General features: G+C 63.0%; 31 protein-coding genes. 18 read left to right on the top strand and 13 right to left on the bottom strand.

Annotated elements, in window-relative coordinates:
• Window positions 1–544 precede the first annotated feature (544 nt).
• Window positions 545–970 carry a Ros/MucR family transcriptional regulator gene (locus tag NKI19_RS10495; RefSeq protein WP_023677844.1) on the top strand — a complete coding sequence of 142 codons (426 nt, stop codon included), beginning with the start codon at window positions 545–547 and terminating at the stop codon, window positions 968–970.
• Window positions 971–1,084: 114 nt separating this feature from the next.
• Here NKI19_RS10495 and NKI19_RS10490 read toward each other — a convergent pair whose 3' ends face one another.
• Window positions 1,085–1,513, bottom strand: a complete 429-nt coding sequence (locus NKI19_RS10490) for a SufE family protein (protein WP_023677843.1) — start codon at window positions 1,511–1,513, stop codon at window positions 1,085–1,087.
• A 112-nt stretch (window positions 1,514–1,625) separates the two neighbouring features.
• Window positions 1,626–1,994 carry a DUF5330 domain-containing protein gene (locus NKI19_RS10485; protein ID WP_023677842.1) on the bottom strand — a complete coding sequence of 123 codons (369 nt, stop codon included), beginning with the start codon at window positions 1,992–1,994 and terminating at the stop codon, window positions 1,626–1,628.
• Between the two features lie 519 nt (window positions 1,995–2,513).
• On the opposite strand from NKI19_RS10485, the gene NKI19_RS10480 reads away from it, so the two are divergent.
• The 3 genes from NKI19_RS10480 (at window position 2,514) to NKI19_RS10470 (ending at window position 5,443) form a co-directional block, all read left to right on the top strand.
• Entirely contained in the window at window positions 2,514–4,259 is a 1,746-nt protein-coding gene (locus NKI19_RS10480) for an ATP-binding protein (protein ID WP_352566204.1), read from the top strand.
• Window positions 4,234–5,001, top strand: coding sequence for a peptidoglycan-binding domain-containing protein (locus tag NKI19_RS10475; protein ID WP_352566132.1), 768 nt, complete (start codon window positions 4,234–4,236; stop codon window positions 4,999–5,001). The genes NKI19_RS10480 and NKI19_RS10475 overlap by 26 nt, the downstream gene beginning before the upstream one ends.
• A gap of 94 nt (window positions 5,002–5,095) precedes the next feature.
• Window positions 5,096–5,443, top strand: a complete 348-nt coding sequence (locus NKI19_RS10470; protein WP_352454316.1) for a DUF1491 family protein — start codon at window positions 5,096–5,098, stop codon at window positions 5,441–5,443.
• Between the two features lie 10 nt (window positions 5,444–5,453).
• Here NKI19_RS10470 and NKI19_RS10465 read toward each other — a convergent pair whose 3' ends face one another.
• Window positions 5,454–6,464 carry a DUF2336 domain-containing protein gene (locus tag NKI19_RS10465; protein ID WP_352566133.1) on the bottom strand — a complete coding sequence of 337 codons (1,011 nt, stop codon included), beginning with the start codon at window positions 6,462–6,464 and terminating at the stop codon, window positions 5,454–5,456.
• A gap of 187 nt (window positions 6,465–6,651) precedes the next feature.
• Between NKI19_RS10465 and NKI19_RS10460 the strand changes: the two genes are divergently transcribed.
• Window positions 6,652–6,837, top strand: coding sequence for a hypothetical protein (locus NKI19_RS10460; RefSeq protein WP_352490837.1), 186 nt, complete (start codon window positions 6,652–6,654; stop codon window positions 6,835–6,837).
• 14 nt (window positions 6,838–6,851) lie between these two features.
• On the opposite strand, the gene NKI19_RS10455 is transcribed toward NKI19_RS10460, so the two are convergent.
• From NKI19_RS10455 to NKI19_RS10440, 4 genes are all read right to left on the bottom strand, one after another.
• Window positions 6,852–7,400, bottom strand: coding sequence for a DUF1254 domain-containing protein (locus NKI19_RS10455; protein ID WP_352490838.1), 549 nt, complete (start codon window positions 7,398–7,400; stop codon window positions 6,852–6,854).
• Window positions 7,393–7,977, bottom strand: a complete 585-nt coding sequence (locus NKI19_RS10450) for a DUF1214 domain-containing protein (RefSeq protein WP_352449049.1) — start codon at window positions 7,975–7,977, stop codon at window positions 7,393–7,395. The genes NKI19_RS10455 and NKI19_RS10450 overlap by 8 nt, the downstream gene beginning before the upstream one ends.
• Window positions 7,978–8,216: 239 nt before the next feature.
• Window positions 8,217–10,376 (bottom strand): transglycosylase domain-containing protein, encoded by a 2,160-nt coding sequence (locus NKI19_RS10445; RefSeq protein WP_352490839.1) that lies wholly within the window; start codon window positions 10,374–10,376, stop codon window positions 8,217–8,219.
• A gap of 407 nt (window positions 10,377–10,783) precedes the next feature.
• A complete protein-coding gene (locus NKI19_RS10440; RefSeq protein WP_352490840.1) occupies window positions 10,784–11,359 on the bottom strand; it encodes a cupin domain-containing protein in 576 nt (191 codons plus the stop codon).
• 19 nt (window positions 11,360–11,378) lie between these two features.
• Here NKI19_RS10440 and NKI19_RS10435 point away from each other — a divergent pair, with 19 nt between their 5' ends.
• On the top strand, window positions 11,379–12,083 hold the full coding sequence (locus NKI19_RS10435; protein ID WP_352490841.1) for a TetR/AcrR family transcriptional regulator: 705 nt from the start codon (window positions 11,379–11,381) through the stop codon (window positions 12,081–12,083).
• A gap of 80 nt (window positions 12,084–12,163) precedes the next feature.
• On the opposite strand, the gene NKI19_RS10430 is transcribed toward NKI19_RS10435, so the two are convergent.
• The 3 genes from NKI19_RS10430 to NKI19_RS10420 all read right to left on the bottom strand — a co-directional run bounded on the left by NKI19_RS10430 (window position 12,164) and on the right by NKI19_RS10420 (window position 14,492).
• Window positions 12,164–12,325 (bottom strand): hypothetical protein, encoded by a 162-nt coding sequence (locus tag NKI19_RS10430; protein WP_352490842.1) that lies wholly within the window; start codon window positions 12,323–12,325, stop codon window positions 12,164–12,166.
• An 82-nt stretch (window positions 12,326–12,407) separates the two neighbouring features.
• Window positions 12,408–14,027 carry a chaperonin GroEL gene (groL, locus tag NKI19_RS10425; protein WP_352490843.1) on the bottom strand — a complete coding sequence of 540 codons (1,620 nt, stop codon included), beginning with the start codon at window positions 14,025–14,027 and terminating at the stop codon, window positions 12,408–12,410.
• 102 nt (window positions 14,028–14,129) lie between these two features.
• Entirely contained in the window at window positions 14,130–14,492 is a 363-nt protein-coding gene (locus NKI19_RS10420) for a co-chaperone GroES (protein WP_352490844.1), read from the bottom strand.
• A 244-nt stretch (window positions 14,493–14,736) separates the two neighbouring features.
• Here NKI19_RS10420 and NKI19_RS10415 point away from each other — a divergent pair, with 244 nt between their 5' ends.
• A complete protein-coding gene (locus NKI19_RS10415) occupies window positions 14,737–15,009 on the top strand; it encodes a hypothetical protein (protein WP_292658482.1) in 273 nt (90 codons plus the stop codon).
• A complete protein-coding gene (locus tag NKI19_RS10410; protein ID WP_023718394.1) occupies window positions 15,006–15,272 on the top strand; it encodes a DUF1488 family protein in 267 nt (88 codons plus the stop codon). The genes NKI19_RS10415 and NKI19_RS10410 overlap by 4 nt, the downstream gene beginning before the upstream one ends.
• Here NKI19_RS10410 and NKI19_RS10405 read toward each other — a convergent pair.
• The gene (locus tag NKI19_RS10405; RefSeq protein WP_352490845.1) at window positions 15,269–15,469 is read right to left on the bottom strand and encodes a hypothetical protein; all 201 of its coding nucleotides are present in this window, start codon (window positions 15,467–15,469) and stop codon (window positions 15,269–15,271) included. The genes NKI19_RS10410 and NKI19_RS10405 overlap by 4 nt on opposite strands.
• A 68-nt stretch (window positions 15,470–15,537) precedes the next feature.
• Entirely contained in the window at window positions 15,538–15,822 is a 285-nt protein-coding gene (locus NKI19_RS10400) for a hypothetical protein (RefSeq protein WP_352490846.1), read from the bottom strand.
• A gap of 185 nt (window positions 15,823–16,007) precedes the next feature.
• Here NKI19_RS10400 and NKI19_RS10395 point away from each other — a divergent pair, with 185 nt between their 5' ends.
• From NKI19_RS10395 to NKI19_RS10355, 9 genes are all read left to right on the top strand, one after another.
• Window positions 16,008–16,418, top strand: coding sequence for a DUF3168 domain-containing protein (locus NKI19_RS10395; RefSeq protein WP_352490847.1), 411 nt, complete (start codon window positions 16,008–16,010; stop codon window positions 16,416–16,418).
• A 375-nt stretch (window positions 16,419–16,793) separates the two neighbouring features.
• On the top strand, window positions 16,794–17,093 hold the full coding sequence (locus tag NKI19_RS10390; protein ID WP_352490848.1) for a hypothetical protein: 300 nt from the start codon (window positions 16,794–16,796) through the stop codon (window positions 17,091–17,093).
• A 64-nt stretch (window positions 17,094–17,157) separates the two neighbouring features.
• Entirely contained in the window at window positions 17,158–17,823 is a 666-nt protein-coding gene (locus NKI19_RS10385) for a response regulator transcription factor (RefSeq protein WP_023718390.1), read from the top strand.
• Window positions 17,824–17,833: 10 nt separating this feature from the next.
• On the top strand, window positions 17,834–19,261 hold the full coding sequence (locus NKI19_RS10380; RefSeq protein ID WP_352490940.1) for an ATP-binding protein: 1,428 nt from the start codon (window positions 17,834–17,836) through the stop codon (window positions 19,259–19,261).
• 109 nt (window positions 19,262–19,370) lie between these two features.
• The gene (locus NKI19_RS10375) at window positions 19,371–19,805 is read left to right on the top strand and encodes an RT0821/Lpp0805 family surface protein (protein ID WP_352490849.1); all 435 of its coding nucleotides are present in this window, start codon (window positions 19,371–19,373) and stop codon (window positions 19,803–19,805) included.
• 221 nt (window positions 19,806–20,026) lie between these two features.
• Entirely contained in the window at window positions 20,027–21,163 is a 1,137-nt protein-coding gene (gene ccmI, locus NKI19_RS10370; RefSeq protein WP_352566135.1) for a c-type cytochrome biogenesis protein CcmI, read from the top strand.
• A 3-nt stretch (window positions 21,164–21,166) separates the two neighbouring features.
• The gene (ccmE, locus tag NKI19_RS10365) at window positions 21,167–21,610 is read left to right on the top strand and encodes a cytochrome c maturation protein CcmE (RefSeq protein ID WP_352490851.1); all 444 of its coding nucleotides are present in this window, start codon (window positions 21,167–21,169) and stop codon (window positions 21,608–21,610) included.
• A 71-nt stretch (window positions 21,611–21,681) separates the two neighbouring features.
• Window positions 21,682–23,670, top strand: coding sequence for a heme lyase CcmF/NrfE family subunit (locus tag NKI19_RS10360; protein ID WP_352490852.1), 1,989 nt, complete (start codon window positions 21,682–21,684; stop codon window positions 23,668–23,670).
• Window positions 23,667–24,128 (top strand): cytochrome c-type biogenesis protein, encoded by a 462-nt coding sequence (locus NKI19_RS10355; protein WP_352490853.1) that lies wholly within the window; start codon window positions 23,667–23,669, stop codon window positions 24,126–24,128. The genes NKI19_RS10360 and NKI19_RS10355 overlap by 4 nt, the downstream gene beginning before the upstream one ends.
• A 130-nt stretch (window positions 24,129–24,258) precedes the next feature.
• Here the strand turns inward: NKI19_RS10355 and NKI19_RS10350 are convergent, their stop codons facing one another.
• Window positions 24,259–24,510, bottom strand: a complete 252-nt coding sequence (locus NKI19_RS10350) for a CopG family ribbon-helix-helix protein (RefSeq protein WP_502899267.1) — start codon at window positions 24,508–24,510, stop codon at window positions 24,259–24,261.
• Between the two features lie 203 nt (window positions 24,511–24,713).
• Here NKI19_RS10350 and NKI19_RS10345 point away from each other — a divergent pair, with 203 nt between their 5' ends.
• Window positions 24,714–26,270 (top strand): Do family serine endopeptidase, encoded by a 1,557-nt coding sequence (locus NKI19_RS10345; protein ID WP_352566137.1) that lies wholly within the window; start codon window positions 24,714–24,716, stop codon window positions 26,268–26,270.
• Window positions 26,271–26,449 lie beyond the last annotated feature (179 nt).

Raw genomic sequence — 26,449 nt, 5'->3', positions numbered from 1 at the left:
CGGACTGCCGCGGTTCTCGCCGTCGCTGCGATGACCCTGCCAGTGCCGGTCAATCTCATGCAACTGCCTTCGCGGCTTGGCAAGTGGCCGATATGGCTGGGTCTACGGAAATACATTACCCCATTTCAATGACACAGCGCACCGCTCCGGCGACGGCTCGCGAGCAACAGTAACGCTTCGCAACCTATGATTTTACTGAATCCGCCGATCATCCAGGCTGTAATGCCGCCGGCAGGGTCAAGCATCGAACTCTATTTACCTGCTGCCGTTTGTGTAATGGCTGCTTGCCGCGGCGTCAGTCGATGCTGGTCTGACCAGAAAAAACGGCAAAGTTACGCTTTGCACGAAAGAGTGAAGCTGAATATGGAAGATTTGACTTGTATCGCTGAATAGACCGAAAGAAGCGAATTGACTTACTTGGCGGCCCGGCCCATTAAGATGCCGCGACGCGAATCGCGGAGGCTTTTTCCTGCACAAGTTCGCGCGATGCCCAACTATCGAAACGGGCGCAAACAGAAACAATTCTCGTTGGGGCCTGAACGCCATGGATATTACCGAAACACCTTCCAGAAACAGTGACGCGCTGATCGAGCTCACCGCCGACGTGGTGGCTGCCTATGTCAGCAACAATCCCGTACCGGTCGGCGAACTGCCGAACCTTATCGCCGATGTCCATGCCGCTCTCGGGCGTGTCGGCGGGGCCGCCGAGCAGCCGCCTGCCGACAAGCAGAAGCCGGCGGTAAATCCGAAGCGGTCGGTGCATGACGACTACATCATCTGTCTCGAAGACGGCAAGAAGTTCAAGTCGCTCAAGCGTCACTTGATGACCCACTATGATCTGACGCCCGACCAGTATCGTGAAAAGTGGAACCTGGACCCGAGCTATCCGATGGTTGCGCCCAATTACGCGGCCGCCCGTTCGCAGCTCGCCAAGAAGATGGGTCTCGGCCGCAAGCGCAAGGGACGCTGACAAGCGGCTCTTCCGGTTTGATACTCAAACGGCGCCTACAGGCGCCGTTTTCGCATTGTGGGGAGACCAAGCTCAGGCCGCCAGTTCTTCATGCCGCCGGCAATTGCCGTCCGGTCAGGCGGTCTGCTTCAGCGCTGCCTCGGCGTCACGCTTGATGCGCTTGACCATCGAGCGAAGACCATTGGCGCGCTGCGGCGACAGGTGCTCGTCAAGTCCGAGTGCCTTCAATGTGGCCTCTGCGTCGGTCCTCTGGATTTCGCTGGCCGGCCGTCCCGAAAACAGCGCCAGCATGATGGCGACCAGGCCGCGCACGATATGCGCGTCGGAATCGCCCTTGAAGGTGATAACGGGGTCGACACCCCCGCCTTGCTCGGTGGTCAGCCAGACCTGGCTGACGCAGCCGGGCACCTTGTTGGCTTGTATGCGTTGCTCGTCGGGAAACGGCGGCAGCGCTTCACCCAGTTCAATCACATAGCGATAGCGGTCTTCCCACTCGTCGAGCAGGGAAAAGTCGTCGCGGATGGTCTGGATCGTCGTCGTCATTCCCCCGGATATAGTCATCCGGCGCTGCCACGTCACGGAAAAAGAGGAGAAACGCCGCAGGTGCCGAGAGCGAGAGCCTTGCGGTTTAGCGATGAATTCGGCCGAAACAGTCTCAGTTCTTCGCCGGCAAGTGCACTTTCGCCGGCAAATCGACTTTCGCCGGCAACACGATTTCCTCGGACACGCTGCCGGTGGTCGTCACCGTATCGGGTTCAGCGGCCTTGTCGTCCAGCATGGCGGCCGCGATCTTGGCGGTCTCCCTGGCCCGGGCGGTGATGGTGTGCATTGCCGATTTGCCGGTCTCGCACACGTCCGGCTTGCGCTCGCAGATGCCGGCGATATCGCCGACGGCTTCGCGCGCCGCAAACAGCGCCTGGAGCGGCCCGACGCTTTCGCGGCCCGCATCATCGGCGCCGACACCCAGCGGCAGCGCCAGAAGCACCAGCGAAAACCAGAAAGCAGCTCTTATCAGAAAGCCCATCTGTCTGTCCTTTATGACGTCATGCATCCGAACCGCACGACCCTTGTACCGCGATACTGACACAGACGCGCAAAGGACGGCTTGTCCCGAAAGCAACAGTTTTCCTTAAATTTTAGGTAGATTCGAAACGAAGCGTTTTGAAGTTCATTTGCCTCGAACGGCTCAGATTTTATTCAGCAAATGATAACCATCCAACCTATTGTTTTTCATTATCATTTTCTTAATCGGCGACAGTTTGATGCCATCGGTCGTAGGTTCAGGCGCGGGCGGTGTGGATAACGCTCCGTTTACTATGGCGGCAATTGCCCCGGTTTTTCCCCGCCGGTATCCCGATATTTGCAGCCTGCCGGGGGACCATCGGCCCAGCCTTATCCATTCCTTAAACGCTGGATGCGAGTTTCGGAATCGACAAAAGCCGCCTGCAAAGCAGGGCCGTTCACGACCGGGTGCGTTGAGTTGAGTGCGATCAAGGCCAGATACGCCGAGTTGCCGGGCGCGATAGCCGCCGGTTGCGAACGGATGGTTCATCCGTCCGTGCTCGGCCAGAGCGATCGTCGCCGCCACAGTCGGTTCATTGGCGCCATGCTGGCGGCTCCTTTCTTCAGCGCGGGTGCAGCGGTGACGCTGGTCACGTCGGGCATGGGCGCGGCCGTGACCGTGGCTGCCATCTTTGCGGCGTTCGGCCTTTGCTGGTTCGCCGCCCTGCTGGTGGCTGCATCGGGCAAGATGACCCTGGCCGGCCAACTCGCCTTGGTCGTCGGCAGCGTTGCCCTCGGTGCCCTTATCGCTGCCGCCGGCGGTGTGGCCTCGCCGGTTGCCTTGCTCGCGGTGGCGGTGCCGTTTGAAGCGTGGTGGATCGGCCAGTCGCGCCGTGCCGTGATCTGGGGCGCCATATCGGCCTTTGTCGCAGTCTTGCTGCAGCCTTTAGCCGGTTCCGTCTTGCCGCTCGACCAGACCGAAATCGCCGCATGGCACTGGCTGGTACCACTGGCCTGGGCACTCACGCTCATTCCGCGTATCGCTCCGCTTCGCGGCGCCGCCAGCGCACAGTTCGATCCGGCCGGCAGCCACCGGCTCGAAGACCTCATCGACGCCGTCGTGCTGCGAATCGCGGCGCATGGCGAGGTTCTGGACGTCTCGGCTAAGGCACGCACTATGCTGCGGCTGCCACCGGAGCTGCTTTTCGGCACCGGACTTTTCGATCGCATCCATCTGTCCGACCGCGTCCCGTATCTCAGTGCGCTGGCCGATATGCGCGATGGCGCCCTGTCGCGCCGGCTCGACCTTCGCGTACGGCTGCCGCAGAGCAGTGGCGTGACGGCCGACAATTACCGGCCGTTCTCGCTCGAGATGATGCGCGCGCCGGGGCAGGAGACTGTCTTTACGCTTCTTCTGCGCGAGAACGACGAACTGGCCGGACTGCGCCAGGAGCTTGCCGCCGCCAATGAGGCGGCTGCCTCCGCCGAGGTGGCGAAAGGACGCTTCCTTGCCGTCGTCAGCCATGAGTTGCGCACCCCGCTCAATGCCATCATCGGCTTTTCCGACATGTTGCTGCACGAGATGTTCGGCAGCTTCAAGGATCCGCGCCAGAAGGAATATGTCGGGCTGGTCAGGGATTCGGGCCAGCACCTGCTCGCCGTCGTCACCTCGATACTCGACGTATCGCGGATCGAATCGGGCGCCTACGCGACCGAACCGGAACCGTTCCGCTTCCGCGAAGCGGTCGAGATGTGCCAATCGATGATGCGCCTGCAAGCCGAGGCAAAGGCCATCGATCTGCAGGCCCAGATCGCGCCGGACGCAGGCGAAATAAATGCCGACCGTCGCGCCGTGCAGCAGATCCTGATCAATCTCGTCTCTAACGCGATCAAGTTCACGCCCGAAGGCGGCAATGTCGTCATCGGCGCCAAGCGCATCGGCTCGCGGCTGCATTTCTGGGTCCGGGATACTGGCATCGGCATCGCCGAGGAAGATTTCGCCAATCTCGGCAAGCCGTTCATGCAGATCCAGAACGACTATACCCGCCGTTTCGAAGGCACAGGCCTCGGGCTCTCGCTGGTGAAGGGGCTGGTGGCGCTGCACGAGGGCACCATGTCGATCGAAAGCATGCCGGGCGAGGGCACTACGGTGACGATCAGCCTTCCCGTGAGCGGCCCGACGGGCCGCTCGGCGGAGAAGGCCGGCGTGGTGCCGATGTCCGCGGCCAAAGCCAGAGCGGACGGTGGCAAGGGGGAGAGCAATGGGTCGCTCCGCAAAACAGCCTAAGGCGGTCAAACGCCGCGGCAATGCCTTCGAGCACGGAGCTATGGCTCTGGGCAGCCTGATCTCGCGCAATCCTGTTGTGGTCGGCGGCTCCACCGCATTCCTGGTGACGCTGTTCTACGTCTCGGCGAACGCGCTTTGGTACCAGCCATTTCCGCATGCCGGCGCGTTTTTCGCCACCAGGAGTATCGAGCGCTTTCCCCGGGCGGACAGCGACGAGCCCGAAACCACCATCAATATCGTGCGTCCGGCCGCTGCGCCGATCAAGAGCGACCCGGTCGTCGAACAGGTCCAGGGCATTTTGAAGGATCTCGATTTCTATTCCGGCACCGTGGACGGGATTCCCGGACCGAATACGCGCAAGGCCATCCAGGCCTATCAGCAGAAGGTCGGATTGAATGCCTCCGGCGAGATCGACAGCGTCCTGCTGGATCAACTGGGTGCCACGCCGACGACCGCAGCCGTGGTTCCGCATCCCGTGCCGCGGCCGGTCGAAACGGTCGCTGTTCCAGCCGCCATTCCAGCGTCCGCACCGGCAAATGCGGTGGCGCCGGATCCCCGCATCGTCAAGATCCAGGCCGGACTGAAAGCGTTCGGCAATGACGACATTCAATTGGATGGCGTCGTAGGCGCGCGCACCAAGGCCGCGATCAAGGAATTCCAGGCGCTGTTCGGCTTGCCGGAGACCGGCGAGCCAGACGAGATCGTCTACGTCAAGATGCGCGAGATCGGCCTGACCAACTAAGGGTCGTGACGGCCGCTCGCCGGTCGCTCGGCAAAGACCGGTTACGGTTTTCCGGCCAATGCTGTAAGGACCGCCGCATGTCCAGGAATTCTCCATGCGGGTAACCACCGATCTGTGGGTGTCGGCGCTGTTGCGCCGGGTTTTCAGCGCCGGCGGCTTTGCCGCCGTGGTCAAGCGCGGCGCGACGGAAGCCGGCGCGGTTTTCGTGCTGGCGCGGGGCAGGCTGGGGGAGATAGCGCTGTTCGGGCCGGCGCCGCAGACGAGTTACGATTCAGCCAGGCCGGACGACCGTTTTTTCAGCCTGCTTGGCGAAGGCGACGATGCCGCCATCTTCGACGCGCGGCTGGAGCGCGAGAAGAGATTCGATCCGGATATCTGGGTAGTCGAGATCGAGGCGGGCGCCATTCCCGTCGAGGAGCTTATCTCGGTCAAGGCGTCGTAACGGCAAGCCTTCAGATGCGACGCGCCTTTGGGGTGGCGGCTATATCGGCGCTGTTCGGCTTGCGCAGGTCGGCATTTGCGGCGACGCGCCCAGGCTTGCGAACAATTTTCGATACGGTGTCGGCCTTCCAGCCGCGGAGCCTGTCCAACGCCGCGTCGCGGTGCAGCAGGCGGTAGCGGTCGAGGAAGATGCGGATCGCCTGCGGGTGCGGAAACTCGGTCGGATAGATGGCCGCCGTGATCAGGAACGCCTTGTCTTCACTAAGGTCGAGCGCGCGCAAGGCGGCCAGCAGCGGTGTGTAATTGTGGCTCGCGGTGAGCGTCCGCGCCGTTGAAAAATCGACTTCGAGCGCATCGGCGAGCGCTGTCTGGAAGAATGCCGCATTGCCGGTCAGCGCGGTCTCGCGCAGCTTGACATAGGTTTGTGGCTCGACGAACGGACTGATGGCGGCGCCGCTCTCGGCGCGCATCATGGATCGCAGCCTGCGGCGTACAGTTTCAGCGGCATCGGAAGCCTCTTGCCTGTTGACCTCGCCCGCAACCACTTCGGCGTTTTCGGACGCGGCTTTGGCGGTTGTTTCCGGCTGCTGCTGCGACCGCACCAGCGTCGGCCTTTCGAGCACTTTGATGAGATCCGCGATCGTTTGATTGAGATCCTTGCGGCGGGCAATGGCACGGGCATGCGGCAGGCCGTGACGCCCGATCAGCGCGATCAGGTCGACGTCGCTGAGGGCGCGCGAGCGGATGAGCAGCGGAGCTGCGATGTCGACCCGCTCCTGGCAAAGCCGCCGCACCAGTGCGGCGGGTGCATATTCGCATTCGGAAAGGGCTGCCGCGACGTAGCGGCGCGATTCGACCGAGACATTGTCGAAAAGCGGCAGCGTCAGGTCTTCGAGTTGCGCGATTTCCCGGCGCGAAGGGCGGGTGAGCGAGCAGAACGCCGATACCGCGGCGCGAAACAGCCTTTCGGCCTTTCCCGATTCAGCTCCTGCTGCGATTTGCCTGAAATCCGAAGCTGACACGAAGGATACGCCCGACACTCGACACGATCTGGACAGCGCTCTGCCGGGCTGTACCGGTTTCGCGTTTCCCAAGAACAAAGATCAATTTAGCGGCGATCCGTTAGCGCTCCGTTAACCTACTGCCTTCTTAATCGACTGTGGAGGCGTTGCGTTGTGCTCCGGGGCAACCGAGAGGAATACGCGAACCATGGGCATGGTACTGTCTTTCGTGCCGCGAACGGCGGCAACCAATCGAGCACAACAAACCGCGCCGGCGGCAGTGATCATCTTTCCCGGGGTGCGCTACGAGCAGCGGCCGAAGACAGGCGAAACGCGGCCGGCAGGCCCCGACAAGCCGGGACCTTCGGGGACATTGCCGGTACCGCATCACTGAGCGTCGGAACGGGCCTAAAAATCCTGCAGTTCGCAGGAACTCTGTTCGAGAAACCGCGAGACGATCGGCTTCCAGCTGTCGTCGGGCACGAACGAGCGGATGACGAAGACGCCTTCCTCTATCGGCGCCTCGACGAAGATGGCCCCTTGCAGTTCCTCGGGAAGATCCTTGCGCACCTCGATCATCTGGGCGGGCGTCAGCACAACGGTGTCGAGCACGCCTGCGGTCGCGCTGTGGTCGTTGAACGAGTAGATGTTGTGGCCGCCGCGGTCGTAGACCGATATCGACCAGAACGGCACCGTTCCCGGCGCCTTGACCCGCACCATCCCCTCGGCAAGATCGAAGCGGCAAGCCGCCGCATAAAACAGCGGATCGACCGATTTCACCACCGGCGCGCCGCCGGCTTCCGCGTCGAGCCTGGTCATCTTGTAGAGATCCGAAGCCATGGCCAATCGCGACCAGGCGTCGCGTTCGGAAAACTCGGGGACGAGCAGCAGCACGATGATGTGCACGATGCCGGCACCGAGCAGGCCGAGCAGCACGGCATGCAGCAGGCTACGCATTGCAGCCGACCTTCTGGATCTGCGGCAGCGTGACGTCCGAGAGACCGGTGCTGCTGGCGATCGGCGTGTCGTAGAACGTAAGCACCAAGTACATCTTGCCGGCGCCGCTGGTCAGCAGCCAATTGCCGGGCGCAGGGCGGCTGCCGACGGAAATGACCACCGAATTGTCGGCCTGGCGCAGCACTTGATAGGACTGCAGCGCAGCCGGCCTCGGCTTGCCGGTCTCGACCACGCCAAGCGACTGGTCGGCGGCATAAAGCGTCCAGAACCGGGCGGTGGGAAAGCCGCCCGCAATCTTGTAGGCACATTGCCGCTTGAGCTGTTCGCCGCCGGAATCGCGCTCGGCTATGAAGGACAGTCCTTCCGCCTGTCCGAGCGCCAGCACGCCTTCGCGAGCCACGCGGGCCTTCGAATAGGGATCTGCCGTCGGCGTGCCGATATCCGGGAAGGCGGTCCATTGGCCGATCCTGATGGCGCCGACGCCGTCCTGCAGCTTCAGTGCATACCAGACGCTGCCGCCACCGCCGACGACGGCGATGGCAAGCGAGAGCAGTGTCAGGAAGGCGTTCTTGAGCATGAGGAGGCCGGGGATTAGAAGGCGAAGCGCCATTTGGGATATCGCGAGGCAGTGGGCATGGCAAGCACGCGGGTCTCCCTTCTCCCCTTGTGGGAGAAGGTGGCCGAGCGAAGCTCGGTCGGATGAGGGGTGTTCCAGCTTGGCAAAGGCGGTGCTCCGTCCAGCACCCCTCAACCGTCTCGACGCTGCGCGCCGATCCACCTTCTCCCACAAGGGGAGAAGGGAAAGCCGCGCCCAAGTCACAGCGCCGATAGGGTCTCCGGTGCAGCGGGCGCGTCGAGCACGGGCGCCGCCTGGAACAGCTTGGTCAGTTCCTTCAGGGTCTGGGTGGTCCGGCTAGACAGCACCGGCGGACGCTCGGCGGCGGCGTCGGCAGCTGCCTGTTCGGCGTTCTTCTTTTCCGCTTCCTCGGCCTTGGCGGCGATTTCGGCATCGACGAAGGGGTGATCGAGGCCGGGGATCGGTCTGAGGTCGATATTCTGGTGCGCATAGAGCATCAGGCGCTGCCACACCATGGCCGGCAGCGTGCCGCCGGTCATCTTGTTGGTCGCGGTGAAGTCGTCATTGCCGAGCCAGACGGCGGCTGTGTAGTTGCCGGTAAAGCCGACAAACCAGGCATCGCGGTAGGACTGCGTCGTGCCGGTCTTGCCGGCGACGACGATGTTTGGAAGGGCCGCGCGCCGGGCAGTGCCGATCACCGGCACCGCCGCCAGCATGGTGTTCATGTATTTGAGCGCTTGTTCCGACAGCACCCGATGCGGCGGCGGCGCATCCTTGGCGAAGTCGTAGACCACCTCGCCGGTACGGGTGAAGAGTTGGCTGACGCCGTGCCGGGTTCCGGCAAAGCCGTTCTGGGCGAATACGCTGTAGCCCGTCGCCTGGTCCATCACGGTCATGCCCGACGTGCCGAGCACCATGGTCTTGTGCGATTCCAGCGGCGACTCGACCCCCATCGCCTCGGCCATCGCCTTGATCGGCTTGATGCCGAGATAGTCCTTGGCCAGCCGCACTGGCACGGTGTTGATCGATTTGGCCATCGCTGTGATCAGCGTGACGTTGCCGGCCGACCCGCCATTGTAATTGTGCGGCGACCAGCTGCCCCAGGAGATGGGTCCGCCGGAGACCACCGAATCCGGCGTGAAGCCATGCTCCATCGCCGTCGCATAGACATAGGGCTTGAACGAGGAGCCGGTCTGGCGAAGTGCTTTGGTGGCGCGGTTGAACTGGCTGGCGCCGTAGTCGCGGCCGCCGACGATCGCCCTGACCGCGCCATTGGTCTCGATGACGACGATGGCGCCCTCGGTGACGTTGTATTCCTTGCCGAACTGGCGGAGGTGGAACTCCATCGATTCTTCGGCTGCCTTCTGGATGTTGGCGTCGAAGGTGGTGTGGGCGACAAGCGAGTGCGGGCCGCCTTTGGCGGCGATCTTCTTGACCTCGTCGAAGGCCCAGTCGAGATAATAGTCGGGGCTCTTCTGCTCGCCACGGTCGACGATTTCGGCCGGGTGCAATCTTGCCTGCAGCACCTGACCTTCGGTCATGAAGCCGGAATCGACCAGGTTGGACAGCACCACGTTGGCCCGCGCCCGGGCAGCGGGCAGGTTTATGTGCGGCGCGTATTTGGTCGGCGCCTTGAACAGGCCGGCCAGCATCGCCGCCTCGGCAAGGTTCAGGTCCTTGACGCTCTTGCCGAAATAGAAATCGGCTGCCGCTTCGATGCCGAAAGTGCCGCCGCCCATATAGGCGCGGTCGAGGTAAAGCTGCAGGATTTCCTTCTTTGACAGATTGGCTTCGAGCCACAGCGACAGGAAGGCTTCCTTGATCTTGCGCTCGAACGTCCGTTCATTGGTCAAGAACAGGTTCTTGGCCAGCTGCTGGGTGATGCTCGAGCCGCCCTGGACGACGGAATTGGCCCGCACATTTTCGAATATGGCGCGCGACAGGCCGAGCACATCGATGCCGTAATGGTCGAAGAAACGACGGTCCTCGGTGGCCAGTACCGCCTTGATGACATGGTCGGGCATCTCGTCGACCGGCACCGAATCGCGCTGGATGATGCCGCGCTGGCCGATCTCGTTGCCGTAGCGGTCGAGGAAGGTGACGGCGAAGTCGCCCTGCGTGCGCCAGTCGCCGGCGGTTATCTGGAAGGCCGGCAAGGCCAGCGCCAAAAGCACGACGATGCCGCCGGCACCGAGCGTAAAGCCTTCACTCAACAGTTCGATCAGGCCGCGGCGCCAGCCGGCGACGCGGAAACGCCGCGAGAAGATGGTCGCCGCCTCCCAGAACTGGCGCGCCCTGAAGCCGATTTCGTAGACCGAGGAATCGATCCACGCATCCACCGCCAGCAGCCTTGCGGCGATCGGACCTCTTCTCTTGCGTGGTTCCAAAGGACTGGCCATTCCAGGATCCGGCTGCGGCGATGCCGCCAACTGAGAAACCGCATGCCGGCAATTTCACGGCGGCGCGCCGCTATGACTATTCGTCCATTTTGGCGCTGCCTACAAGGGCGATGAAGATGAGGGCGATGAAGATGAGCGGGAGGTTTGTCGAGGGGAAGACGGCTCCCGTGCGGTGTCAGTGAGATGCTGACTGCCCTGCGCGAGAGGCGCCGGTGCGCGCCGTCATCCGCTTCGTTGCGACGGTCATCAAGAACCGTGCCGGGCTGATCAGCGGCGAGACGCGATAAGGGCCTGGTGCCGCCCGCACACCCGGTGATTTTCACCGGAATCAGTCAAACCTTTCCGGGTCTCCTGCAATGGCCTGCTGTCGCAAACCGCATGCACTCGCAAGGCGATCAGGCGTGTATCTATTTCTGCCGTGCGACTGTTGCAGCGGCGGTGCGTGCCGATGTCAGTCCAAATCGGGTGCAGAGGCCTGGAACACTATCGAAGTCCATATCCAGTTCGTACTTCCGCAAAAGCTCGCCGGACTTTGTTCTGTCTGGCCAGATGACGGCCAGTTCGCGGAAATAATTCTCGAAGCCGGCAGGCGAAATCACTTCGATGATTTCGCACTGCGTGTCGCCCGCGTTCCAGAACGTATGCCATTCGCCTCGCGGCTTGAACAGCCATGTGCCCGGCCCAGCGGTAACAACGTTCTCTCCAAGCAACGCGCCCAAACTGCCGCTCAGCACATATGAATATTCGTCTTCACGGTGATGCCGGTGCAAGGGCGCGGCCAGCGCACGAGGGGCGAGCGGATGGTGCACGATGGAGAAGCGCTCCCCGGTGTGGAATCCGTCTATCTTCCAGTGGATGCCGAAACCGCCCAGATCAAAGCGGTCACCGGCTCCAGGCAGAATTGTGATGGGATCAGATGAATGGCTGTGAGGCGAGTAAGCCGTCGTACGTTGGAGGCTTGGATCAGGCACTGCGTGTTCCATATCATCCTCCTGAAAATGGGTGTACGCTGCCGATCACCCATTTCTACGCGCCATTCGAACCCAAGTCAATATCGGTGATCATATGAGTTCACTGAAAGAAGGCCAGCGGCGCTCATACCGGTTGCAGCGACGCGCGATCAAGCAGGCCGAGACCCATCTTGCGCTCGCCCGCGCAGCATTCGATCTGCACTGTTCGGTGGGTCCATCGAGAACGACGGTGAGCGCCATCGCTGAGAAAGCGGGGGTGCAACGGCTAACCGTCTACCGTCATTTTCCCGACGAAGAAGCGGTCTTTAATGCTTGCTCGGCATATTCGTTCGGCCAGGACCCGCCCCCCAACCCTGAAGCCTGGCGATCGATCGTCGAACCGGAAGTCCGGCTCCGGACAGCGCTTTTCCAGCTCTACGGCTATTACAGGCGCAAGCGGCAACTCCTCGCAAATCTGTATCGCGATGCCGAAATGCCGGTGGTTGCCGCGGCACTGGCCCGCCGGCGAGAGGTTCTCGCAAAAGGCGTCGCGATCCTTTCACAAGGCTACCTCGACCCGGATGGCGGAACTGCAAGGTTGCTCGTTGCCACGATAGGACATGCGCTGGACTTCACGACCTGGCTGTCGCTTGTCGAGAACCAAGGCCTCTCTGACGAAGAGGCGGTGGAAACCATGCTCGTCCTCGTCCGCAGCGTCAGGTCGAGTTTGCGGGACGCCGAGGTAACAAGCCGTTGACTTGACAACCGTCGGCGCTGGAAACGGATGCTTGTAGACTTTTGGCCGCCGGTCTCATGATCTGACGCTGATCTCGCGGATCACATGGGACGCTTGTCCGCGATCTTTTTCGGGTCGCGGCCTATCGTGCCGGCGTCGGCTTTCCTGTACTTGTCGGCAAGCCTGCGAATGCGATCGAAGCGGCTTTCCTCGGCCACTTTGGTCTTCGCCGCCGCATTTGGCTTCGGGACGAATGCGATCATGGATCGATCTCCTTGCCGATGGTGCACGCCGGGGAAGATACCCCGGCGGCTGTCTTTCAGGCTTGTTTCCGGCAGCGGCTGGTCAATAGCCCATGCCGCCGGTCGAAGCAGCGGCTTCCTTGGCTGAAACGTCGGTGATCATGGCTTCAGCAGTGATCAGGAGCGCGGCAATGGAGCCCGCGTCCTGCAGCGCCGTCCGCACCACCTTAGCGGGGTCGACGATGCCGGCCTTGATCATGTCGACATAGACCTCGTTCTGGGCATCGAAGCCCTGGTTGTGGTCCTTGCTATCGGCGAGCTTGCCGACGACGATCGAACCTTCGACGCCGGAATTCTCGGCGATCTGCCGGATCGGCGCTTCGAGCGCCCTCGATACGATCGAAATGCCCGCCGTCACATCGGCATTGGCTCCGGTCAGCCCGTTCAGCACAGCCTTGGCGCGCAGCAACGCGACGCCGCCGCCGGGAACGATGCCTTCTTCGACGGCGGCGCGCGTGGCGTTCAGCGCATCGTCGATGCGGTCCTTCTTTTCCTTGACCTCGGATTCGGTGGCGCCGCCGACGCGGATGACGGCAACGCCGCCCGCCAGCTTGGCGAGACGTTCTTGCAGCTTCTCCTTGTCATAGTCGGAAGTGGTTTCCTCGATCTGCCCCTTGATCTGCTGGACGCGCGCCTGGATGGTGGTCTTCTCGCCGGCGCCGTCGATGATCGTGGTGGTGTCCTTCTCGATCAGCACGCGCTTGGCGCGGCCGAGCATGTCTATGGTGATATTCTCCAGCTTGATGCCGAGATCCTCGGAAATCATCTGTCCGGCGGTGAGCACGGCGATATCTTCCAGCATCGCCTTGCGGCGGTCACCGAAGCCAGGCGCCTTGACGGCCGCGACCTTGAGGCCGCCGCGCAGCTTGTTGACGACCAGCGTCGCCAGCGCTTCGCCCTCGACATCCTCGGAGATGATCAACAGCGGCCTGCCGCTTTGCACCACGGCTTCGAGGATGGGCAGCAGCGCCTGCAAATTGCCGAGCTTCTTTTCGTGGATGAGCACGTAGGGGTCTTCCAGCTCGGCGCGCATTTTTTCGGCATTGGTGACGAAATAGGGCGAGAGATAGCCGCGGTCGAACTGCATGCCTTCGACGACGTCGAGTTCGGTTTCGGCGGTCTTGGCCTCCTCAACGGTGATGACGCCGTCATTGCCGACCTTGTCCATCGCCTTGGCGATCATGGCACCGACGCTGGTGTCGCCATTGGCGGCAATGGTGCCGACCTGCGCGATCTCGCCTGAGGACTTGACCTTCTTGGCTCGGGCCTGGATTTCCTTGACGACGGCGCTGACGGCAAGGTCGATGCCGCGCTTGAGGTCCATCGGGTTCATGCCGGCGGCGACGAATTTGGCGCCCTCGCGCAGGATGGAGGCGGCAAGCACTGTGGCGGTGGTGGTGCCGTCGCCGGCGAGGTCGTTGGTCTTCGAGGCCACTTCGCGCACCATCTGTGCGCCCATGTTCTCGAACTTATCGGAAAGTTCGATTTCCTTGGCGACGGCGACACCATCCTTGGTGATGCGCGGCGCGCCATAGGCCTTGTCGATGACGACATTGCGGCCTTTGGGGCCGAGCGTCACCTTGACGGCGTTGTTGAGGATTTCGACACCGCGCAGCATGCGGTCACGCGCGTCGGTGGAGAATTTGATTTCCTTGGCAGACATGATTTTTTCCAGTTCGGTTGGTCGTGGCAAGACGCTTGCAGCGCGCCTGAATCAAAGCTTGGAGCATCCTTTGCGCGCCCGGCTGGGCGCGCGGCATTCCAATCAGGCGGCCTTCTTGGCAGCCACGCTCTTGGCAATGATGCCCGTCTCGCTCTTGTCGATGATGCCCATCTCGCTCTTGTCGATGATGCCCATGATGTCGGCCTCCTTCATGATCAGAAGGTCCTCGCCGTCTATCTTGACCTCGGTGCCGGACCATTTGCCGAACAGGATGAGGTCGCCGGCCTTGACGTCGAGCGCCATCAGCACGCCGCTTTCGTCCCGCGCGCCCGGCCCGACGGCGATCACTTCGCCTTCCTGCGGTTTCTCCTTGGCATTGTCGGGGATGATGATGCCGCCCTTGGATTGGGTGTCGCTTTCGGCGCGCCGAATGACGACGCGATCGTGGAGTGGCCGGAATTTCATGGGGACTCTTTCTGGGGCCGGCTTAGGCGGCCGCCCCTCTCTATAGGCGCTCTGGCACTCGATTGATAGGAGTGCCAAAAAATATTCATAGGGCATGTCAAATATTGAATGTATTATTTTGCTTGGCCATCCCCCGGTGTTCGGGGCCTTGCCGAATATTAATGAAATTGAATTTCTGTCGTTGAACACCTATTTTACGGTGAAGCTCACATTCACGACTTTCGCTGCAAGGGAGATTTTACCGATGGCCGAAGGCAATCAGAACATCATGGAAAAAGCTCAGGCTCGCTTCATGGAAAATCAAAAGAAAACAGCGGAGCGGAACAAAGCAACTGCCGAATATCTCTCGGAGGCGAAGGCCAGGATGATCAAGACGGCGAAGCTGAGGGAATTGCGACTGGCCAAGGAAGAGGCGGATCGCGCGGCGGCAGCTCTGAATCCGGTCGCCCCAAAGAAGAAGCGGGCGGCGCGGACAGTCAAGCATGCCGTATCCGCATCGACGGAGGCCAAATCATGAGCCTGACATTTCCCAATCCCAGCCGCAGCTACGACGAGGCAAGCAAACGCATCCGCTTCGTCGGCCATGACGGCATGTTCCAGATTTCCTTCTCTGTCGCAACCGATGCCATCTCCAAAGTGCAGCCGGGAACGGCGGCCTCGGAAGCTACGTATCTGGCGGCCTTCGACACGGCTTCCAGCTCGATCCACGATGTCGCCAGGAATGCCTATGCCCGCACCCGTAGGAGCATATATGTGCTGACTGCGGCCGATTTTCGCTAGATCGGTCGCGATCCGTCCACAAGACGCTTTCTCGGGGCTTCCGGTCCGCCTTCGCCCGCCGCGATGTCACGACTGTTCAGCCGATCGACCATCGCGCCCGCATCGCGCGTGTTAATGCCGACCATGGGTTGCTGCTTGAGCTCGACCCGCTGGCCGGTGAAGACGTCGAAGACGGTCCAGCTGTGAGGACGTTCCATACGCAGCGCGTAGCGGTTGGCTATCTTGGCGTCCTTTAGTTTCCGCCCGATCGATGAGTGTCGCTCGGTCAGGCCTGGGCGATGAAGAATACTGCCGCCAGGAAAAGCAGCGTCCACAAAACGACGGACAGCTTCAGGGCCAGGCAACCGTGCGCCGAGAGCACCTCCCGCGTGCGGTTGACCAGACTCTTGACGGCCGTCGACATGGTCGATGCCGCAATCGCGACCGGCGGCGCCTTGGCCCCAAGCTTTCCGAAAACAGGCAGCAGCGATGGCTCGCGCACGAAAAACGACCTCGAATGTTTGGAAAAACCAGACATCGTCATTAGCATCATTTTTTCGATCTCCTGCATGCCAAATGAATTCGCGCAGGTTGGCGCGGAGCCCGGCGTCGCGCATTCCAGGAGCAGGGCTTATTGCCGAGCGCAGGAAGGTTCATAATCCGCACGAGACGCGCTGATTCGCGCTTTGCCGGGATGCCTTCATGCAACGCAGCTACGCAGCCGGGAGGTCGACGCGACGGGCGAAGGGAAAGACGATGACCGCGCCGGCCGTCGAATTGCAGAGGGCCATATTCGAGGCAGTGAACGGCGATCCCGACCTGTCGGCGGCACTGGGCGATGCAAGACTGTTCGACCATGCGCCGGAAAATGTTGCGTTCCCCCACATGACCTTCGGCCGCACCAGCGTCTATGACTGGGCAACGGGGACGGAGAACAACGCCGAGCAGTTGCTGACGCTGCATGTCTGGTCGAAATCCGAGGCCAGCAAGGAAACCACCGACATCATGGACCTCGTCAGCGCCCGCCTGCGAGATGCGGCGCTCTCGCTTGGCGAACATCGCCGCGCCCACCTCAAGCTCGAATTCGCCGAAGCCCGCTACGACGATGACCTTTCGGCCCATCACGGGCTGCTGCGCTTCCGCGCCGTGATCAAGGACGAGGGTTGACCATCGGGCACTTTTTCAGAAATCGGGCAATTTTGTTCTTGCTTTGTGCCGGCAGCTATGCTACTAATTTGGGTATGGTGCTAATTGGCTCCAACGACCCGCCCGCCGAGGCGGGTTTTTTGTTTCAGGTGCGGTTCGCCTGAACCGCCATCGGTGTCTTGGGCCGGATGCTTCGTCCTCCCAAATGGTCCTGCCCGCCTGATGATGCCGGTTGTCGGCGAAGGATTGCAGGGCTAGGTTACACATTGGCGATTTCGCGGGGCCGGGCGGCGAAATGGCAATCCGATAATCTCGCGCTTCAGGGGTGTGGCGGGCATGCATTCGAGCGTTCACCGTTCATATCACGTTCAGCACCGGCGCGTTAGAACGCTGGTCATGAAAACCCTTCGCTTCCACTTCCGGACCATGGCACTGGCGCTCTCAGCCGCCGGCCTGCTTGCATCGCAAGCGATGGCGATCCCGGCTGTCGCGCCCGAGTGGACTCAGCCAGTCGTCCTCGCCGCGTCCGACTGCTACGCGATCGGCCAGCAGGTGGCGGAGCAGAATGGCGGCACCTTGGCCAAGGCCTCGCAGTCGACACGCGGCGGCCAGCCGGTCTGCGTCATCGTCGTGCTCGTTCCGGGCAAGGACGGGCAGCGTCCCCGTCGCTCGGAGATCGTCGTTCCACTGAACTGAACCGTGCCGTTTCCCAGTCCGCCGGAATCGGCCTATATCTGAACAGCTTCAACGGGCCTTCCGCATGCGCGTACTCGTCGTCGAAGATGACAAGGATCTCAACCGGCAGATCGGCGACGCGCTGGTCGATGCCGGCTATGTCGTCGACCGCGCTTTCGACGGCGAGGAAGGGCACTTTCTCGGCGACACCGAGCCCTACGATGCCGTGGTGCTCGATATCGGCCTGCCGCAGATGGACGGCATCAGCGTGGTCGAGCGCTGGCGGCGCGGCGGCCGCAAGATGCCGGTGCTGATCCTGACGGCACGCGACCGCTGGAGCGACAAGGTGGCCGGCATCGACGCCGGCGCCGACGACTACGTCACCAAACCTTTCCACATCGAGGAAATCCTAGCCAGGGTGCGCGCCCTGATCCGGCGTGCTGCCGGGCATGCCTCGTCCGAGCTGACCTGCGGGCCGCTGCGTCTCGACACCAAGGCCTCCAAGGCCGACGTCGACGGCGTGCCGCTGAAGCTGACCTCGCACGAATTCCGCCTGCTTGCCTATTTGATGCACCATATGGGCGAGGTGGTGTCCCGGACCGAACTGGTCGAGCATCTCTACGACCAGGACTTCGACCGCGATTCCAACACGATCGAGGTCTTTGTCGGACGGCTTCGCAAGAAGATGGGCATCGACATGATCGAAACCGTTCGCGGCATGGGCTACCGCATGCGTAAGCCGGAGGCGTAACGCGGAACCGCTGCCTACAAAACCCGCCGTCTCGAACACGCCGTCGCTGCGGTCATGGCCGCGTTCGGTGGCGTTTCGCGTCATCGCCTTTTCCACGGTCTGGGCGATCCTCACTCTGGTCGTCATCTTCACCTTGATCACCACGCTTTATCGCCAGGCCAGCGAGCGCGGTTTCGACAGCTTGCTTTCGGCGCATCTGTTCAACCTGATCGGCTCGGTCGGCGTTTCCGAAAGCGGCCAGTTGACGGGCGCCCCCGACCTTGGCGATTTGAGGTTCTCGGAGCCGAATTCCGGTTGGTACTGGTCGGTCGAGCCCGCCTCGGAAGGTGTGCACGGCGATCTCCATTCGTCGTCGATGACCAAGGCGATCCCGTCGCCAAGCGTCGCCGAGGTGCCCTTCAATGCCAGCTTCCAGCGCAGCTATTCAGCGGACGGCATCGAAGGCGAACAACTGGAGGTGTTCGAGAGCGAGTTCGTCCTCGATGCGAAAAACCGCGCCGCGCGCTTCCGCGTCATGGGCAACCAGACCGAGCTCGAGCAGGAAATCGCCACCTTCCAGCGGCGCCTTTTGACCTATCTGTCGCTGTTCGGCGTCGGCATGATCGCCATCAATGCGATTGCCATCCTGCTCGGCCTGCAGCCGCTGCGCCGGGTCAGGAATGCGCTTGCCATGGTGCGCGAAGGAACCGCGCAGCGCCTCGACGGCCGTTTCCCGGCCGAGATCGAGCCGCTCGCCAACGAGACCAATGCGCTGATCGAGAACAACAGGCGGATCGTCGAGCGGTCGCGCACGCAGGTCGGCAACCTGGCGCACTCGCTGAAGACGCCGCTTGCCGTGCTGCTCAACGAGGGGCGGGCGCTGGGTGGCGCCAAGGGGCAGCTGATCGCTGAGCAGGCTGCCTCCATGCAAAAGCAAGTGGACCACTATCTGCAACGTGCCCGCGTCGCCGCGCAGCGCGACAGCGTCGTCTACCGGACGCCGGTGACGCCGCTGGTCCAGCGCATGGTGCGGGTGCTGCAGAAGCTCAACCCGCAGACGGCGCTGTCGCTGTCGCTGCCGGCCACCGAAATCGTCTTCGCCGGCGAGCGCGAGGACCTGGAGGAACTGCTCGGCAATCTGCTCGACAATGCGATGAAATGGGCAAGGAGCGCCGTCGCCGTTTCCGTCAAGCCGATCTCCAGCAAGGGTGGCGCCGGCAAGGAAGGCGCGGCCAATCTGTTCGAGATCAGCATCGAGGATGACGGCCCCGGCATTCCCGACGACAAGGCCCGCGAGGTGTTGCAGCGCGGACGGCGTCTCGACGAGACAAAACCGGGCAGCGGGCTCGGACTTGCCATTGTCGCCGACCTTGTCAACGAGTATGGAGGCGTTCTGGCGCTGGAACGATCCGTCATGGGTGGATTGAAGGCGATGGTTCGATTGCGGAGCCTTCAGTAATGCTTTTCCAGGTGGCCGGCGGCGGCCAAATTTCCGACAAACATCGACATTATGGCCGCGTCAGCCTGCTGACAGCGCGGCGGTCCAGCTCAAGAAAGCCGGCATTGGCATGAAGATTCGCGTCGCGCTCGTTTCCGCCCTGCTCGCCGTCTCCGGCTGCACGACGCTCGGCAGGGGTCCGGCCGTTACGGTGACGCCGGCCGCGACGCCCCCCAGCGGCGCCAAGGTGGCGACGACGATCATCTCCGCCATGGGCGGCGGCCTCGTCGGCGGCTCTATTGGCGCCGGCCTGAGCGAGACCGACAAACGCAGCGCGCTCGAGGCGGAATACAAGGCGCTTGAGTACACGGCGAGCGGCCAGAAAGTGGCTTGGAAGAGCGACAGTTCGGCCCATCGCGGCGAAGTGGTTGCCGCCCAGCCCTATCGTGTCGGCTCGCAGGATTGTCGGCAATACACCCATACGGTGTTTACCGGCACCGCCGGCGCCACCGCGCGTGGAACCGCCTGTCGCAATGCCGACGGCAGCTGGACGCCGCTGACGTAGCTGGCGCGGCAGTCGATCGCCGATTCCGGTCTGGCACTAAAGCGCGGCGCGTTCGACCGGCCTCGTGCGATGCGCTTTAGGTTCTTGTTTTGATGCATGGTCGTTATCGCAATACCGCTGCACACTTTTCGCGACATGCATTATCGATCGGAGCGGTCCCGCCAAAGCGTCGCAGCACGCTTGTGTTGGCAGGGCAAGGGTCTCGTTCTATTGGAAGAGCCATGCTGTTCTGGGTCATAGCCGCAATCCTGACGCTGGGCGCAAGCCTGGCGGTGCTGCTGCCGTTGACCGGCGGTTCGAAGAACGCGTCCGCTGCCGGTGATCACGACCTTGAAGTCTATCGCGACCAGCTGGCCGAGCTTGACCGTGATATGGCGCGTGGCCTCATCCAGCCAATGGAGGCCGAAGAGGCTCGCGCCGAAATCGCCCGCCGCATCCTTCGCCTGAGCAATGCCGGCCAGGCCAGCGACACGGCGACGCAGCCGTCGCGGTCGGCAAGGCTGGTGGCGACGGCGGCCGTGCTGGTTGTTCCGCTGGTCAGCTGGGGCCTCTATGGCCAGCTCGGCTCACCCGACCTGCCGTCACAGCCACTCAGCGAACGCCTGGCCAAGAACCCCGCCGACAGCTCGGTCGACGAGCTGATAGCCCGCGCCGAGGCGCACCTGGCGGCCAACCCATCCGACGGCCGCGGCTGGGACGTGCTGGCGCCGGTCTATCTGCGCATGCAGCGATACGCCGATGCGGTGACCGCCTATCGCAACGCCATCCGCCTCGACGGCGACAGCGCCGCCCGCCAGGCGGGTCTTGGCGAGGCGATCGCCAATGCGGCCGGCGGCATTGTCTCGGCCGAAGCGCAGGCGGCTTTCGAGGCGGCGTTGAAGCTCGATCCGGCCAATCCGAAGGCCTCGTTCTATCTCGCCATGGGCATGGCACAGGAAGGCCGCACAGCTGAAGCCACGGCGGCCTGGCAAAAGATGCTTGCCGCCTTGCCGCAGGGCTCGCCGTGGCGCGCCGCCGTTGAGCAGGCGCTGGCCGAATCCGCCGCCCACAGCGTCGCTTCGGAGGCGCCTGCGAAAGGGCCGAGCGCCGAGGATATCGATGCTGCTTCCTCGATGTCGCCGCAGGACCGGCAAGCCATGATCAGCACTATGGTTGCCGGCCTCGACGAAAAGCTTCGGCAAAATCCGCGCGACGAGGAAGGGTGGATGCAGCTCATTCGTTCCTATGCCGTGCTGGGCAAGACAGATCAGGCGCGTGATGCGCTCAATCGCGGTATCGCCGTCTTTGGCGCGGACAGCGACCAGGCCAGGAAATTCACCGCCTTTGCCGCCTCGCTCGGCGTGACGGCGACGGAGTAGACGATGACGCGCAAGCAGAAACGACTGTCGGTGATCGCCGCGGGGCTGGCGTTTCTCGGTATTGCAACCGGGCTGACTTTCTATGCGCTTGGCCAGAAGGCCTCCTATTTCTACATGCCGGCCGATCTGGCCACCGCCAGCCTTCAGCCGGGCCAGCGCATCAGGCTCGGCGGCCTCGTCGAAAAAGGCACCGTCGAGCGCGACCAGGGCGCCACTGTCGCCTTTTCGGTGACCGACAACCAGAAGGACGTCAAGGTCACCTATACCGGCATTCTTCCCGATCTTTTCCGGGAAGGGCAGGGCGTGATCACCGAAGGCTCGTTCGGCCCTGACGGGGTCTTTGTCGCCGACAGCGTGCTGGCCAAGCATGACGAGACCTATATGCCCAAGGAAGTGGCCGACGGCCTCAAGGCCAAGGGCGTATGGCAGGAGAGCAAGAGTGAGTAGAAAGATTCCGCAAAATTGTTCCACGGTTTTGCGGCAAGAACCTGCGGCAAAACCTGGCGAGCGCGGCGACAATGGTTGAAACCGGACATTTCGCCCTGGTCCTGGCGTTTGCGCTGGCCCTGGTGCAGACGATGGTGCCGCTGTTCGGTGCGCGCACCGGCAACCACAAGATGATGGCCGTCGGCGCACCGGCCGCGCTGACCGGCTTTGCCTTGACGGCGCTGTCTTTCGTGGCGCTGGCAACCGCCTATGCAGGCTCCGATTTTTCGGTTGAGAGCGTCTGGGAGAACTCGCATTCGCTGCAGCCGCTGATCTACAAGATCACCGGAACCTGGGGCAATCACGAAGGTTCGATGCTGCTCTGGGTGCTGATCCTGACCTTCTTCGGCGCGCTCGTCGCCGTCTTCGGCGGCAATCTTCCGGCGACGCTGCGGGCCAATGTGCTTGCCGTGCAGGGAGCGATCGGCGCCACTTTCTTCCTGTTCATCCTGACGACGTCGAACCCGTTCGTCAGGCTCAATCCGGCGCCTATCGAAGGCCGCGATCTCAACCCGATCCTGCAGGACCTCGGCCTCGCCATCCATCCGCCGCTGCTCTATCTCGGCTATGTCGGTTTCTCGATCTGCTTTTCCTTCTCGGTCGCTGCCCTCATCGAGGGCCGCATCGACGCTTCGTGGGCGCGCTGGGTAAGGCCGTGGACATTGGTTGCCTGGATGTTCCTCACCGGCGGCATCGCCATGGGCTCCTACTGGGCCTATTACGAGCTCGGCTGGGGCGGCTTCTGGTTCTGGGACCCGGTCGAGAACGCATCCTTCATGCCGTGGCTGGCGGGCACGGCGCTGCTGCATTCGGCGATCGTCATGGAAAAGCGCTCGGCGCTGAAGATCTGGACGCTGCTTCTGGCGATCCTGACGTTCTCGCTGTCGCTGCTCGGCACCTTCCTGGTGCGCTCCGGCGTGCTGACCTCGGTACACGCCTTTGCCACCGATCCGACGCGCGGCGTGTTCATCCTCTGCATCCTGACGCTGTTCATCGGCGGCTCGCTGGCGCTGTTTGCCTTGCGCGCCTCCCGGCTGACGGGCGGAGGCCTGTTTCATCCGATCTCACGCGAAGGCGCACTGGTGCTGAACAATCTGTTCCTGACCACCGCCGCCGCCACCGTGCTGGTCGGCACGCTCTACCCGCTCGCCGTCGAAGCCCTGTCTGCCGACAAGATCTCGGTAGGCGCGCCGTTCTTCAACCTGACATTCGGCCCGCTGATGGTGCCGCTCCTGGTTGTCGTGCCGTTCGGGCCGCTGCTCGCCTGGAAGCGCGGCGACATTTTCGCGGTCGCCCAGCGCCTGATGGCGGCTTTCGCGGCGGCGCTGCTCGCCGTGCTGGTGACGGCCCTGTTCATCGATGGCGCTTCGGTGTTGGCGGCACTCGGTGTCGGCCTTGCCTTCTGGCTGATCTGCGGCGCGCTCACCGACCTTGCCGTCAAATCCGGCTTCGGCACCGTCGCGCCCGCCGCCATGCTCAGGCGCTTCGCCGGCCTGCCGCGCTCGGTCTTCGGCACAGCGCTTGCGCATCTCGGCCTCGGCCTGACGACGCTCGGCATTGTCGGCACGCTTTGCTTCGGCACCGAAAAAATCTTGGCGATGCATGCCGGCGAGACCGTCGAACTGTCCGGCCACAAGCTGCGCTTCGAGGGGCTCTACCCGGCCCAGGGGCCTAACTACAGTGAGGATCGCGGCCGCTTCGCCCTGCTTGGCGCCGACGGCAGCGTCACCGGCGAGATCATTTCGGCCAAGCGCTCATATCCGGTGCGCCAGATGACCACGACCGAATCCGGCATCAAGACGATCGGCTTCAGCCAGCTTTATCTCTCGCTTGGCGACGAGGCCAGCGATGGCTCCGTCGTCGTTCGTCTGTGGTGGAAGCCGCTGGTGACGCTGATCTGGGGCGGCGGACTGGTGATGATGGCGGGGGCGGCGATGTCGCTGCTCGACCGCCGCCTGCGCGTCGGCGCACCGTCGCGCCGCAAGGCCGCGGCCGCCGTGCCATCGGCGAGCCCGCAATGAGCAGGGTCACACTGGCCTCGCTGATCCTGCTGCTGGGGCTGTTGTTTGCCGGCGCCGCGCAGGCGGTCAAGCCCGACGAAGTGCTCGCCGACCCGGCGCTCGAGGCGCGGGCGCGCGCTTTGTCGGAAGGCCTGCGCTGCATGGTCTGCCAGAACCAGTCGATCGACGAGTCCGATGCCGACCTCGCCCGCGACCTGCGCATCCTTGTGCGGCAGCGCCTGGTCGCTGGCGATACCGACCAGCAGGTGATGGACTATGTCGTTTCGCGCTACGGCGAGTTCGTGCTGCTGAAGCCACGCTTCAATCTGCGCAATGTCTTGCTCTGGGGGACGCCAGTTCTTCTGCTGCTCGTTGGCGGGACGTTCATCCTGCTGGCCGCCCGCTCGCGCCGCTCGACGGCGACGGCTGCGTTAACTGCCGAGGAACAGGCGGCGCTGGACAAGATGCTGGATAGCTAGTCCGCTAATCCGGCCATTCCTCCGGCGGCCAGTCGCGCGACGTGTCTGGCGGCCGGGCTCTCTCGTGCGACGAAGGCGACTTGCTGTTTAACGTCTTCCAGCGCTTCTCGCGACCAGGCGACGAACCGCTTCACGCCTTGTTCGCGCGCTTGGCTTCCGCCGCTTCGATTATGGCGTCGATTTCCGCCATGGCTTCGTCGTGAGGCACGACACGGCCGGCTGCCGCGTCGGCTATGCCGCGTTGGATGCCTTCGATGATCTCAAGCTCGCGATCGACATAGGCCGAAACCGCCTCGGCCGCGAGGACGGATTTACTGCGCCGAGTGACAGCGGCGATCTGCTCAAGCTTCAGCTTGGTTTCGGACGAAACCCGAATCGTCATGGTGGCGTTTGCTGTCACAGTGAAAGCCTTGTGCTGAATTGATAGGGCACCGGACGGGCCCGACCACAGATTTATGCGCCTTTGTCGGTGATACATTACGAAAGTTTCATGTACCGGAAATGGCGCCGTAATGTGCGGCTCGCTATTTCCTTTGTCGAGGATGCCAATCAAGGGGCGTCCCTTGAAAAGAGGATACGAGAACCATGAATGTTGCCCCCAATTCATATCTTCGCACCCGCAAACGCCTGCTGGCCGCAGCCGCATCCCTGGCCATTGCCGGCGCGATCGGCTTTGGTGCTGTTGCCACCGGGACAGCCCCGGTGCTGGCCGATGCCGTACGTGTCGAGGCACCGCAGGTCCCGAGCTTCGCCGATGTGGTCGAGCGCGTTTCGCCCGCGGTCGTCAGCGTGCGCGTCAAAGCCAAGATCCAGTCGACGGCTGATGACGGTTCCGGCCAGATGGACGACGAGGACGGCTTAGGCAATCTTCCCGACAATCCGCAGCTGCGCCGGTTCTTCCGCGAATTCCGCGGCTTTGGCGATCAGGGCGGCGATCAGGGCCCGAACGGAATGCGCCGTTTTGGACACCGTGACCGCAACAACGACCAGCCGCGGCCGGTGGCGCAAGGGTCCGGCTTCTTCATCTCCGATGACGGCTATCTCGTCACCAACAACCATGTCGTCGAGGAAGGCACCGCCTTCACCGTGGTGACCAATGACGGCAAGGAGCTTGACGCCAAGCTGATCGGCACCGATCCGCGCACCGATCTTGCCGTGCTCAAGGTCGATGACGGCAACAGGTTCACCTATGTCGACTTCGCCGATGATTCCAAGGTTCGCGTCGGCGACTGGGTGGTGGCGGTCGGCAATCCGTTCGGCCTCGGCGGCACGGTTACCGCAGGCATCGTTTCGGCCCGCGGCCGCGATATCGGCGCCGGCCCTTATGACGACTTCATCCAGATCGATGCCTCGGTGAACCGCGGCAATTCGGGCGGCCCGACCTTCAACCTCAACGGCCAGGTCGTCGGCATCAACACCGCGATCTTCTCGCCGTCGGGCGGCAGCGTCGGCATTGCCTTCGACATTCCCGCTTCGACCGCCAAGCAGGTCGTGCAGGATCTGATGAAGAACGGCACCGTGCAGCGCGGCTGGCTCGGTGTCGAGATCCAGCCGGTCACCCCCGAAATCGCCGAGTCGCTTGGCCTTGGGTCCGGCAAGGGCGCGCTCGTTGCCAGCGCGCAGGACAAGGGTCCCGGCAAGAAGGCCGGCATCACCGCCGGTGACGTGATCACCCAGGTGGACGGCAAGGACGTTGCTTCGCCGAAGGAACTCGCCCGTCTGATCGGCGCTTACCCGCCCGGCAAATCGGTCGATGTCACAGTGTGGCGCAACGGCAAGAGCGAGGCGGTCAAGGTCGATCTCGGCAAGCTGCCGTCGAGCGACAAGCAGGCCTCGGCCGACCAGCAGCCTGCCCCCGCGCCGAAGACCGACACGCTCGCCGATCTCGGCCTGACCGTCACCAAGTCCGACAATGGCAAGGGCCTTGTGGTGACCGATGTCGACCCCGACAGCGATGCCGCCGATCGCGGCATCCAGCCGGGCGACGTCATCACCTCCGTCAATTCGACGGAAGTGAACGGCACCGGCGACGTCGACAAGGCGATGGCCGACGCGGTGAAGTCCGGACGCAAGGCGGTGCTGATGCAGATCACCCGCGACGACAGCAACCGCTTCGTTGCGCTGCCTGTCGCCAAGGGCTGACGACCGGTTCGACTTTTCCGGTGCGGCGGTTTTCAACACCCCCGAGCCGCCGCCCGGGAAAGCACGGGGCCTGAATACGTTAGTCAGTCATCGTGTTCCGCCCCAGCGGCAGCGGGCTTCCCATCGCCCGCTGCCGCTCGAACATGCCGCTCAAGGCGTGAAGCGGTTTTAGGCTACGA

Origin of the sequence: Mesorhizobium sp. M0751, from assembly GCF_040320265.1 — a bacterium.
Lineage (GTDB): Bacteria > Pseudomonadota > Alphaproteobacteria > Rhizobiales > Rhizobiaceae > Mesorhizobium.
This window is presented reverse-complemented; position numbering and strand designations above follow the sequence as displayed.